At 68.2% G+C, this 11,645-nt stretch carries 9 protein-coding genes; 6 read left to right on the top strand and 3 right to left on the bottom strand.

All coding sequences use genetic code 11. From position 1 onward, the window contains the following. Positions 1–211 precede the first annotated feature (211 nt). Entirely contained in the window at positions 212–1,621 is a 1,410-nt protein-coding gene (locus tag J2X68_RS22695; protein WP_310434371.1) for an RICIN domain-containing protein, read from the top strand. A 6-nt stretch (positions 1,622–1,627) separates the two neighbouring features. Here J2X68_RS22695 and J2X68_RS22690 read toward each other — a convergent pair whose 3' ends face one another. Next, positions 1,628–3,310, bottom strand: a complete 1,683-nt coding sequence (locus J2X68_RS22690) for a rhamnogalacturonan lyase B N-terminal domain-containing protein (protein WP_310434370.1) — start codon at positions 3,308–3,310, stop codon at positions 1,628–1,630. 191 nt (positions 3,311–3,501) lie between these two features. On the opposite strand from J2X68_RS22690, the gene J2X68_RS22685 reads away from it, so the two are divergent. The 4 genes from J2X68_RS22685 (at position 3,502) to J2X68_RS22670 (ending at position 8,111) form a co-directional block, all read left to right on the top strand. Beyond that, the gene (locus tag J2X68_RS22685; RefSeq protein ID WP_310434369.1) at positions 3,502–4,548 is read left to right on the top strand and encodes a rhamnogalacturonan acetylesterase; all 1,047 of its coding nucleotides are present in this window, start codon (positions 3,502–3,504) and stop codon (positions 4,546–4,548) included. 87 nt (positions 4,549–4,635) lie between these two features. Further along, on the top strand, positions 4,636–6,402 hold the full coding sequence (locus J2X68_RS22680) for a DUF2264 domain-containing protein (RefSeq protein ID WP_310434368.1): 1,767 nt from the start codon (positions 4,636–4,638) through the stop codon (positions 6,400–6,402). 291 nt (positions 6,403–6,693) lie between these two features. Then, positions 6,694–7,065 (top strand): VOC family protein, encoded by a 372-nt coding sequence (locus tag J2X68_RS22675; protein WP_310434367.1) that lies wholly within the window; start codon positions 6,694–6,696, stop codon positions 7,063–7,065. Between the two features lie 209 nt (positions 7,066–7,274). After that, positions 7,275–8,111, top strand: coding sequence for an isocitrate lyase/phosphoenolpyruvate mutase family protein (locus J2X68_RS22670; RefSeq protein ID WP_310434366.1), 837 nt, complete (start codon positions 7,275–7,277; stop codon positions 8,109–8,111). Positions 8,112–8,116: 5 nt separating this feature from the next. Here J2X68_RS22670 and J2X68_RS22665 read toward each other — a convergent pair whose 3' ends face one another. Then, a complete protein-coding gene (locus J2X68_RS22665; protein ID WP_310434365.1) occupies positions 8,117–8,722 on the bottom strand; it encodes a WHG domain-containing protein in 606 nt (201 codons plus the stop codon). 595 nt (positions 8,723–9,317) lie between these two features. On the opposite strand from J2X68_RS22665, the gene J2X68_RS22660 reads away from it, so the two are divergent. After that, positions 9,318–10,022: a CatB-related O-acetyltransferase gene (locus tag J2X68_RS22660; RefSeq protein WP_310434364.1), complete on the top strand. Its 705-nt coding sequence runs from the start codon at positions 9,318–9,320 to the stop codon at positions 10,020–10,022. 172 nt (positions 10,023–10,194) lie between these two features. On the opposite strand, the gene J2X68_RS22655 is transcribed toward J2X68_RS22660, so the two are convergent. After that, a complete protein-coding gene (locus J2X68_RS22655) occupies positions 10,195–11,526 on the bottom strand; it encodes a jacalin-like lectin (protein WP_310434363.1) in 1,332 nt (443 codons plus the stop codon). Positions 11,527–11,645 lie beyond the last annotated feature (119 nt).

Genomic DNA, 11,645 nt, shown 5'->3' with positions numbered 1-11,645 from the left:
GGACAACTGCTCGGCGAACCCTGCCTTCGCCATGGGTTGTCCATGCAACTGACGCGCCGTCAGTATCGGTCGTCCATCCCCCGTCACGCCCCGACGGCACTCCGTCGAACGGCCCCAAGCGCCCCACCGGTCCGGGCCTTCGGCCCGCACCTGGACGACACCCTCGAATTCGGCGTCTCCGTCGCCGACACCGTGAAGGAGAGTGCGTGAAATGAGACGTGCGTACGCGACCCTGCTCGCCCTCTGTCTCCTGCTGATGGGTGCCCTGGCGACCGCGGGACCCGCCCAGGCGGCACCCGTGACGATCGTCAACGGCACGCAGTTCACAGACACTTCGGGCAGCCCGGTACACGCCCATGGCGGTGGATTCCTCAAAGTCGGCTCCTACTACTACTGGTTCGGTGAGAACCGCAACGCCGACAACACCTTCCGGTACGTGGACGCCTACCGCTCCACCGACCTGCGGAACTGGGAGTTCCGCAACCATGTCCTGACCCGGTCCAGTGCTTCCGAGCTGGCCGCCGCCAACATCGAACGCCCGAAGGTCATGTACAACGCGTCCACCGGCAAGTTCGTGATGTGGATGCACAAGGAGAACGGGACCGATTACAGCGAAGCCCGAGCAGCTGTCGCCGTGTCGGACACCGTCGACGGAAATTACACCTGGCAGGGCAGTTTCCGCCCGCTCGACCAGCACATGTCCCGGGACATCACCGTCTTCGTGGACAGCGACGGCGCCGGATACATGGTCTCGGCAGCACGCGAGAACTACGACCTCCAGATCTACCGGCTCACCGCCGACTACGCCGGTATCGCAAGTCTGGTCGCCGACCCCTGGCACGGCGGCCACCGCGAGGCGCCGGCCTTGTTCAAGCGGGGCGGCGTCTACTTCATGCTCACCTCCGGCGCAACCGGCTGGAGCCCCAACCAGCAGCAGTACGCCACGGCGACCTCGCTCGCCGGCCCTTGGTCGGCCATGACGAACGTCGGCGACTCGACGGCGTACGGCTCACAGACCGCGTACGTGCTGCCCGTGCAGGGCACTTCGGGGACCTCGTACCTCTACTTGGGTGACCGCTGGGGCAACTCCTTCGGCGGGACCGTCAACGACTCCCGTTACGTCTGGCTGCCGCTGACCTTCCCCTCGACCACCTCGCTGTCGATGTCCTGGTCACCCGAGGTCACCGTCGACACGGCGGCCGGAACGGTTACCGGAACGAGTGCCACGTACAACACGCTCATCGCCCGGCACAGCAGCAAGTGCGCGGACGTCACCAGTCAGTCCCTCTGGGCGGGTGCCCAGATCAAGCAGTACGACTGCAACGGCGGCAACAACCAGAACTACTGGTTCAAGTCCGTCGGAAGCGGTTACTACCAGTTGGTCGTCAGAAGCAGTTCACTGTGCGTCCAGGAGAACGCGAGCACGATCAGTCAGGAGAACTGCACGACGGCCACGAGCCAGCAGTGGTCGCTGACGACGTCCGGCAGCTACGTGAGTCTGACGTCGCGTGCGAGCGGAGAATGCCTGGACGTGAGCGGCGCGTCCACCGCCGACTCCGCCGCACTCATCACTTACGCGTGCAACGGAGGGACCAACCAGCAGTGGACGCGCGGAAGCTGACCGGCATCAGGCGAGCAGGTCGATCGCGTCGATCGATGTGCCCGCGCTGAGGTAGGAGGTCGCCCCCGAACCGCTCACCACGTTGATCTTCAGCACGTTGTACTGGCTGGTGTCCGTGAGCCAGGCGCTCGCAGGAACGCTGTAGGTGAACGTGTAGTTGTTGCCCCGGTAGGACCCGTTGGTCAGGGACCGGGTGCTCGGCTGGGTGGGCGGGGAGGGGATGGCCGAGGTCCAGGTGTCGTTCACGACGATCTGCGGCCGGCCGTTGGCGTAGGCCGTCGTCACCCCGATGCGCAGGGTGTGTGCGGCGGCGGCCTGGGCCGCTGTGAGCTTGAAGTACACGAGCAGACCGCTGTTGACGTCCTTCCAGATGTAGCAGGGGAACGCCGAGGTCTCGCTGCCGCTGCCGATCACGACGTTGCCGGTCCATGCGGCGGCCCGGACGTCCGACGGATGCGCGTACGTCATCAGGTCGGCGTTCTTGAAGCCGCTCGGTGTGCCGGTCCAGTCGTTGATCCGCCAGATCGCGCTCGCGTTGCCCGGGTCGTTCGAGGACGGGATCGCGATCGAGTTGAGGGTGGTAGTCCCGCCTGCGGATACGGTCACCTGCGTACTGTAGACAGCCAGTTCGCTCTTGTGGACGGTCAGTGTGTACGTGCCGGGGAGCACCCCGGTGATCGAGAAGTAGCCGTCGGACGAGCGTGCCGAACCCCAGTACTGTGCAGCGGGGTTGGCCAGTCCGACTGTGTACGGGTACGCCGTGTTGCGTCCCGTGATGCCGACTCCCGCGACCCGGCCCCGGCCGCTCGCCGCGACATACCCGGAGATGCCGAGCGAGTCCGCCCACGAGGTGGTCAGGGCGCCCGGAAACAGAGACGAGGAGGGGGCGCCGCCGTCGGTGAAGGCGATGACATAGGGCCCCTGGAGGCCGAACCGCTGTTCCTCGGTCTGGTTCTGGCCGTAGTAGAGGATCTCGTACAGCCCTCCGCCGTCGGCGCTCTGATGGCGCAGGAGGGAACGGTAGAAGGGTCCGCCCGAGGCCTTCTCGTGGTTGCTGCGCACGATCCAGAGACCGACGCTGCCGGTCGTCCAGCCGATGTAGTCGTAGTCGATGACGCGCAGCTTGGAGTAGTGCTTGGAGCGGGTCTGGCCGTCGGACTTCGCGAAGACGTCGGAGGCCTCGATGGTGCTGGTCGTGTACGTGTAGGAGTCGGGCTCGTCGTTGAGGAACAGGCCCGCCTTGACGCGCACGATGTAACGCGTTGCCGAAACGGAGGTGTCGGCCTTGTTGGTCCACAGGTAGACGTTGTTCTCGCCGCTCCGGGCCGCGTAGTAGTGCTTGAGCGTGCCGTGGGTGACCGAGATCAGGATGGTCGAGCCGGACTGCGCGATCGTCACCGTGGAACTGCCGAGGCCCGACTCGATGTGCGAGTTCATGCCGCCGTAGCCCTGGTACTCAGTTCCCCGGTAAGCCAGCGAGGTGAGGTCGCCGGTGGATTTGCTGACCTTGAAGAGCAAGTTGGCGCCGGTGTCGACGACGTAGTTCGAGCCGTCGTCGCTGTAGCCGAAGGCCGCTGCCGCGGCCGGTGCGGCGAACGGGCCGGACAGGGCGGCCGATCCTGCCGTGGCCGCGGTGCCGAGGACGAAGGTGCGGCGTCGGATCGGCCGGTGGTTCTCGGATCCGGACATGGGGGTGCCTCCTTCGGGAGGTGTGGGGGTGCGGGTGCCTGAGAGAGTGACAGTTGAATCGATTTCGCGAAAGGGCTTTCGCTCGCGAGAGGTTGCCAATCTCGTGAAATCTGCCCTTGCTCTAGAAAGCGCTTGCCGGAGGCGATACGGTCCAGCCGCCACCCCCTGTTGCCGTGACGGAGGAGCCGCAAGTGAGACGTTTCAACATCGCCGTGCTGGCGGCGCTGACCCTGGCCGCCGGGCTGACGGCGGCGCCCGCCGCTCAGGCGCACAGTGGCCGCACGCCCCTCGGTATCGACAACTGCGCCGCAACCGCTTGTCACTTCGACGTCCCGACCGGCACGTACGACGTCGAGGTCGTCCTCGGTGGCGCCGTCGAGTCGAGTACCGGCATCACCGGGGAGACCCGGCGGGCCCTGCTCGCCGAGACCGCCGTTCCCGCCGGCGAACGTGTTGTCCGCAGTTTCACGGTGCACGTCCGGACCCCTGAGGGGGAGCCGACGGGCGCGGCCGGAACCGCCGGTCTGGATCTGGTGATCGGCGGATCGGCGCCGGCCCTGGCCGACATCAGGGTCACCCCGGCCCGGCACGCGCGGCAGGTCTTCCTCGTCGGTGACTCCACGGTCTGCGACCAGCCCGGAGACCCGTACACCGGGTGGGGCCAACAGTTGCCGCAGTACCTGCGCAGAGGAGTGTCGATCGCCAACTACGCCGATTCCGGTGAGAGTACGGTCACCTACCTGGGGAACCCGCTGCTCTGGGCCACGGTTCAGCCGCTGATCCGCCCCGGCGATCTGGTCCTCGTCCAACTCGCCCACAACGACAAGACGACCGATGAGCCGACCTACCGGGCCAATCTCGAGACACTGGTGGCGGGAGTGAGGGAGAGGGGCGGTCGACCGGTCCTGGTGACGCCCATCGTGCGTCGCTGGTTCAACGCCGACGGCACGCTGGACAACGGAACCGCACTGCTGGTCAACGGACTTGGTGTCGACCATCCGGCGGTGATCCGCTCGGTCGCCGCCGCGCAGGGGGTACCCCTGATCGATCTCACCGCGCAGACCAAGGCGCTGGTGGAGTCCCTCGGAGTCGAAGGATCGAAGGCGCTCTACCTTTACAACGAGAAGCGCGACAACACGCACACTTCCGTGCACGGAGCAACGGTCTACGCGGGCCTGGTCCGCGACGAACTCGTCGCCCGGCATCTGGTGCCGCGGGGCACCGTGCGGGTGGGATGAACGCCTGGGGGCGCCCCGACCGGAACCGGGACGCCCCCAGGTCCTGGCATCACCAGGCTCCGCCCCGGCCGCGAAGGAAGACAGCAGATGCATCTGCCCCCGCCCGACCTCGCCCGCAGCCCCCGCACCGGCTACACCCGCGCCCACTGGGAAGCCACCGCCGACGCGCTGCTCGCCGCGGTGGAGCCGTACACAACCGAGGATCACGCTCTCTACCACTTTCCCGGCGCACGGGAGAGCTGGTCGGGCCGCCTCTCCGACGGCCTGGAAGGGTATGCGCGCACGCTGCTGCTGGCGGCCTTCCGCCGGGACGAAACGGCGTTGGAGCGATACGCAACCGGTCTCGCAGCCGGTGTCAGCGGCGTCTGGCCCCGCATCGAGGACCGCGGTCAGCCCCTCGTGGAGGCCGCGTCGATCGCCCTCGCGCTGCGACTGACCCGACCGTTGCTCTGGGACCGCCTCGACGACGGCGTCCGGCAGCGCGCCGCGGTCTGGCTCGCAGACGCGCTGACCGCCGAGGCCTGGCCGTGCAACTGGGAGCTGTTCCCGGTGACGGTAGGCGGTTTCCTGGAGTCCGTCGGTCATCAGCCGGAGGCCTCCCGGGAGGCGATCGACCGCGGGCTGGAGCGCATCGAGCAGTGGTACGTCGCCGACGGCTGGTACAGCGACGGTGCCGGCCGTGCCTTCGACTACTACAACGGCTGGGCGATGCATCTCTACCCGGTCCTGCACGCCTGGCTGGCCGACGACCCCGAGCTGCTCACCCTCTACGGCGATCGGCTCAGGACCCATCTCGACGACTACGCTCACTTGTTCGGTGGCGACGGCGCCCCCCTGCACCAGGGCCGTTCCCTCACCTACCGGTTCGCCACCACCGCTCCGCTGTGGCTGGGCGCCCTGACCGGCTACACCCCGCTCCTGTCCGGCGAGACCCGGCGCCTCGCCTCGGGTGCGCTGAAGTACTTCCTGGAACGCGGGGCGGTAGATGAGCACGGCCTGCTGACCCTCGGCTGGCATGGCCCCGACGAGTCGGTTCTCCAGGGCTACTCGGGACCGGCATCCCCCTACTGGGCGAGCAAGGGTTTCCTCGGCCTGCTCCTGCCCCCGGAGCATGAGGTGTGGACCGCGACGGAGGAGGCGGGGCCGGTGGAACGGGGAAACGCCGTTACTTCCGTTTCCGCGCCCAACTGGCTGCTGCAGTCGACTTGTTCGGACGGCCTGGTTCGTCTGCACAACCACGGCAGTGAGGACGTTCGCTACGACCCGTACTACACGCGGTTCGCCTACTCCACCGTCACGCGGCCGCTGGACGCACCACCGGACAATGTCGTCATGGTCGGCGGCGACCCACGTCGCGAGGGCATCGTCCCGCTCGGGGTGGGGGACGACTGGGCGGCCTCCCGGTATGGCCTGAGCTGCGGGGCCGAGGTCACGAGCCTGGTGGTGGCCGAGGGCGCGGTGGAGGTGCGGGCGAATCTGGTGGTCGGCGGGGATCCGGGCACGGAAGTGCGCATCACGGGCTGGGTTCCGGTGGAGGGCGGGGATGAGCGGGTGCGGGCGGAGCTGGTGCCCGCGCACGGACTGACCGGTACCGGCACCCTGTCGGGTGAGCTGGGTGCAGGCCCCGCGACTCTCTTCGTCGCGGTGGCCCGCCTCACGGCCGAGCCGACCCCGCGGCCCCTTCGGGAACTGGTTTCCGTGGAGGTGCGGAGGACGGAGGCCGTGGAGGGCGGTACAGTTGACGGCGCGTACGACCTGAGTGTCCGTTGGCCCACGGGTGCGGAACGGCATTTCCGCTTCAAGGCTTCAGACTCGCCCTCCGCATCGGCGTCGTGGTCGGTGAAGCCTCGGTGAGCGCCTTTGAGCTGGAAGCGGCAACCGGGTCTACTGCTGCCGTACTCGGCGCTGTTCCAGGGCTTCAGGAGACGGGAGGTCGGCTCCAGCCGTACGGGGCGACGTGGACGTTGACGTACTGATTCGGCCGTGAACATGATGGCGGTCGGATGCGGCCGTCGGGGCGCACGGGACCTGTGCCGGATCGGTGGACCTGACTCGTCGACGTGTCGTGACCGGTCTCGGCGAGTGCGTGCTGGTGCAGGGGATTCTCCGTTGCCTCGCGAGAACGGAGTGCAGAAGAATCAGCGCATGACTTCTGCCATTCGTCACGTGACGATCCACAGCTCCGATTCCTACGCCCTCGGCACCTTCTGGTCCCAAGTGCTCGGCCAGCCTCTCCATGAGGACGACAAGCCGGGTGACGAGGAGGCGTTGATCGAGGGCGCGGGCATCCTCTTCGTCACCGTCCCGGACGCCGAGAGTCGCAGGAGCCGCCTTCATCTCGACCTGCAGCCGCAGGACCGTACCCGCGAGGAGGAGGTGGAGCGACTGCTCGAACTCGGCGCCACACTGGTCGCCGACCGCCGCAGGCCCGACGGCACCGGGTGGGCGGTCCTCGCCGATCCGGAGGGGAACGAGTTCTGCGTGGAGCGCAGCGCGGGAGAGCGAGCCGCAGGCTGAAGCGGCGGCCACGGGGCACGGCATGGACGGGTCCGGTGGCTGACTGCTCAGCAGGGGTGAATCGGTGACGAAGTGAAATCCGGCGGAATCGGTTCCTGGGAGAGTTCGTGGAGTTCGTGGGAACGACCTGCCGGAATCAGATCAGCGGAAACAGATCAGCGGGGACAGTTCGGCGGAGGCCGCAAGAACTTGCTCCTAGCGTGGACCGCATGCGTGCTCCCAGGCCCATCTCCGATCGCTTCGCCGACCTTCACCATGCCGACGCCCCCCTTCTCCTGCCCAACGCCTGGGACCATGCCACCGCGATGGCCATGGCGGACAAGGGGTTCCAGGCGATCGGTACGACGAGTCTCGCTGTGGCGGCGGCGGTGGGGCTGCCGGACGGGGCGTCAGCCACGCGCGACGAGACTCTGCGGCTCGCGCTGATTCTGGGTTCGCAACCGTTTCTCCTGTCGGTCGACGCGGAAAGCGGTTTCAGCGAAGATCCCGACGAGGTGGCCGAGTTCGCCCGGGAGCTTGCTGCGGTGGGCGCCGTAGGCATCAACCTGGAGGACTCCCTGGGGCCGGTCGACCGGCATGCGGCGAAGATCGCCGCGGTCAAGGCTGCCGCGCCCGGCCTCTTCGTCAACGCCCGTACGGACACGTACTGGCTCGGCGTGCCCGACGGAAACGGCGTGCGCGCCGGACGTCGCCGACACGGCATACGCAGTGCAGCCGAAACGCTGTCCCGCCTCGACGCCTATCAGCAGGCGGGCGCGGACGGGGTCTTCGTTCCGGGGCTGACCGATGGACGTGAGATCGCCGCGCTCGTGGCACGCCTGGACGTGCCGCTCAACGTCCTCTATTCGCCGAGCGGCCTCACCGTCCCCCAACTCGGCGACCTGGGGGTGAGTCGCATCAGTCTGGGTTCGTTTCTGTACCGGAGAGCACTGGGTGCGGCGCTCGACGCCCTCGATGAGATTTGCGAGGGGGACAGGCCGGGTGGCCGTACTCCGTCCTACGAAGACATACAGAACTGGGGCACCGACGCGGTACGCCATGTCTGAGGGCGTCAGGTGTCGGCGTCGCCTGTTTCGGTCTCCCGCGGCCAGTGGGTCAGGGCCATGTGCAGGGCCTCGATCCCCTTGTCCCACGACCGCTGTACGTCCCGGGGCGCACCGAAGCCGCCGGCGGCCTCCAGCGTGCAGTACCCGTGAAAGGTGCTGCGCAGCAGGCGGACGGCGTCGGTGAGGTCGGGTTCGTCGAGTCCGTAGGCGCGGAGCATCCCGTAGGTGATCTCGGCGGTCCGACGCGGAGCGGGGGACCGGGCGGCCAGGTCCCGGTCGACCTCCTGATCGAGCTGGATCTGGGTGGCGGCGTACCGGCCCGGATGCCGGAGGGCGTACTCCCGATACGCCCCCGCGAAGGCGATCAGCGCCTCCTTGCCGGCGAGTCCCACGACGGCCACGGCGATCCGGTCGATCATCTCGCCGCCGACCAGCAGCGCGAGCCTTGTCCGTAGTTCCCGGAGGTTCCTGACGTGCGAGTACAGGCTCGCGTCCTTGACTCCGAACCGTCGGGCCAGCGCCGAGATGCTGACGTTGTCGAAACCGACCTCGTCGGCCAGCTCCGCGGCGGCTTCGACGAGGCGGTCGGTGGTCAGGCCGACTCGTGGCATGGTGACCGCCTTGTGTGCGCTCGGACCTGCAGGTATCAGGCAGGATCCTAAGGCTTTCGCGGGTGAGCCGGAGGACGGCGGGTGGAGACGACAGGTGAGACGGCCGATGGAGACACCGTCGTGGAGCTGACCGAGGGTCCTGGAACCGCTCCGCAACCGTTTACCCGCCCCGATCTCCTCTCACGTTGCCGTTGCCGTTGCCGATGCCCATGCCGATGTCAATGCTCGTGCTGGCGTCTGGGGTTCGCCCCTGGGCCACGGTGTCGGAAAGGGATCCCGCATCGGCGGACCGGTTCGCCGATCACGCTCGGCAGCTGCTCTGCGCGGCCAGGAAATTACGGGCACCGCACGGCATGGGCTGGGAGCATGATCGACAAGCTGACTCTGTCGCCCGGGACCAGACCCAGACCTAGACCCAGACCCAGACCCGATACCCGAACCTCGCCCCCAGTCCGCGAAGACGGCCCCGGACCCGCAACCCGGGCCCGCAACCCGGCCCCGTACCCGCAACACAGCCCCAGCCTCAGCCCCGGACCCCGTACCCCGCTCGCAGCCCCGACTCCCGCCCCTCCCGAGCCCCGTAAGGACGCCTCGCATGCCAGTGCCCGCCGACCCCACCGTTCTGCACCCCATGCCCGAGCAGCGGAGGGTCGTGCTGCTCAGGCCGCTCGTGAAGTCCCCGCTGATCGAGGTCGGGGAGTACACGTACTACGACGATCCCGACGACGCCACGGCGTTCGAGGCGCGCAACGTCCTCTACCATTACGGTCCGGAGAAGCTCGTCATCGGCAGGTTCTGTGCGCTGGGAACCGGAGTGCGGTTCCTCATGAACGGCGCCAACCACCGTATGGACGGCCCCTCCACCTTCCCTTTCCCCACCATGGGCGGTTCCTGGGCCGAGCACTTCGACCTGCTCACCGGCCTGCCGAACCGAGGGGACACCGTCGTCGGGAACGACGTGTGGTTCGGTTACGGCGCGACGGTGATGCCGGGCGTCCGGATCGGACACGGCGCGATCATCGGCGCCGGGTCCGTGGTCACCGCCGACGTGCCCGACTACGGGATCGTCGGCGGCAACCCGGCCCGTCTCATCCGCACCCGCTACAACGAGACCGACGTCGCCCGGCTGCTGGCGGTCGCCTGGTGGGACTGGCCGACCGGGCAGATCACCGACCATGTACGGACGATCATGTCCGGCAGTGTCGACGACCTGGAGGCGGCCGCACCGAGCGCCGTGGCTCCACCCGCGGAAACCCCGGAAACCGATTCCCGGAGGACATCCATGCGAGGTCCTGCCTAACCCGCCGGGTACCAGACCCGAAGTTCCGGCCCCGGGGTCCCGGCGACCGCGAACGCGAGTGCCGCTCCGGGATCCGGCTCCGGGTCCCGGCTCCGCGTCTCGGCTCCGATATCCGAGTCCGGATCCGGATCAGCGACCCGAGTCGGCTCCGCGGTGCCGATCCGCACGGGGCTCAGCTGATCGGTGCGAAGAGCACGCCCAGCTTGTCCACCTCGTCGCCCGCGCGGCCCGTGAAGCCGACGATCTGCCAGCCGGACGGGGCCGTGAAGGTGGTGGCGTCGGTCGTCGCCGTACCGGAGGACAGGGTGCGGCCCCTGTCGGTGGTGAAGGCCGCCGAGAAGATTCTGGTACGGCCGTCCTTCTGGCCCTGCGTCAGCTTCACCGAGGTGAGGTGTTCGCCCGTAGCCAGCGTCAGTGTGGTCGCCGTGCCGCCCGTGCCGCCGTGGGTGAGGGTCGTACCGCTGTCGTGGGTCAAAGCCACCGCGTCGAGGCGGGCTCCACCCCGCAGGGTCAGCGTGCGCGGGGCCGAGACGGCCGGCAGGTCGTCCGCGTCGTTGAACGCGGTGCCGTGCGGACCACCGAAGAAGTCACTGGCCCGCAAGGCCGAGTTGAGGGTGTAGGAGAAGTCGACGGTGTGCGGGAAGTGGTCCGACAGGTTGCCGCCGGCGGAGTCCAGGAACGAGGCCCACTCGTTGTGGTAGCGAGTGGCGTTGAGGGTCAGGAGCTTGCTGCCACGGTAGAAGACCTTGTCCACGACCTCGCAGTCGTTGGTCGGCGCGGTCGTCGGGCACAGCAGCGCGTCCGTGCCCTGGGTGGGCCGCGTGCCGCCCTTCACCCGCTGTACCCACGCGTCCGTCAGGCCGTTCTCGTCGGCGAGGGTGCGGATGTTGTCCCCCGCGCGGGTGTAGCGGGTGTTGGTGTCGCCCATGACGAGCACCGCGTTGCCGGAGGAGTTCGCCTGGATGAAGTCCGACAGCTGCTCGATGTTGGCGCGGCGGGCGGCCAGCGCGTCGTCCGAGTCGTCCGCGTTGGTGTGCACGTTGTAGAGGTCCATGAAGACGCCGTCGGCCAACCGGACCCGGGACAGCGTGAAGCCCTTGGGGGTGAGACAGTTGGTTCCCGTGCAGTCGTTCCACCGCACGCGTTCGAAGTCCTCGAAGGCGTAGTCGGAGAGGGTGTTGAGGCCGTCGCCTATGGCCGCGCCACCACTGGTCGCGGTGCGGTACGGGTGGTTGTCGCCCGCGTAGAGCGCCGCGTGGTAGTTGAAGTCCTCCTGGACGTTCACGATGTCGTAGGCCGCCAACCGCGGTGAGATCAGCGGTGTGTTGGTCTCGGGGTGGCCGGAGCTGAGGCCCTCGGGGAGGCCCGCGACGTTGTACGTCAGGACGTTGAAGGTGCCGGATGCGGCGGCGGCGGTGGCCGCCTGGGCGGGGGTCACGGCGGTGGCGGTGAGGCCGGTCAGAGCCAGGACGCCGGCCGCCAGTGTGCCGATGAGTCGTCTCATGTGAGGGGATCTCCGGTGGGGGGAAGAGCGGCGAAGGAGCTGAACAAAGCTCAGATTGAGGCCGTCCGGAGTGACGCACAAGGGCTGTTGAGGAAACAGTGAGTACGGAGGAGAAAACG

The organism is Streptomyces sp. 3330, assembly GCF_031456635.1.
GTDB lineage: Bacteria > Actinomycetota > Actinomycetes > Streptomycetales > Streptomycetaceae > Streptomyces.
The sequence above is the reverse complement of the archived record's forward strand: the minus strand, read 5'-3'. Positions and strand labels throughout refer to the sequence as shown.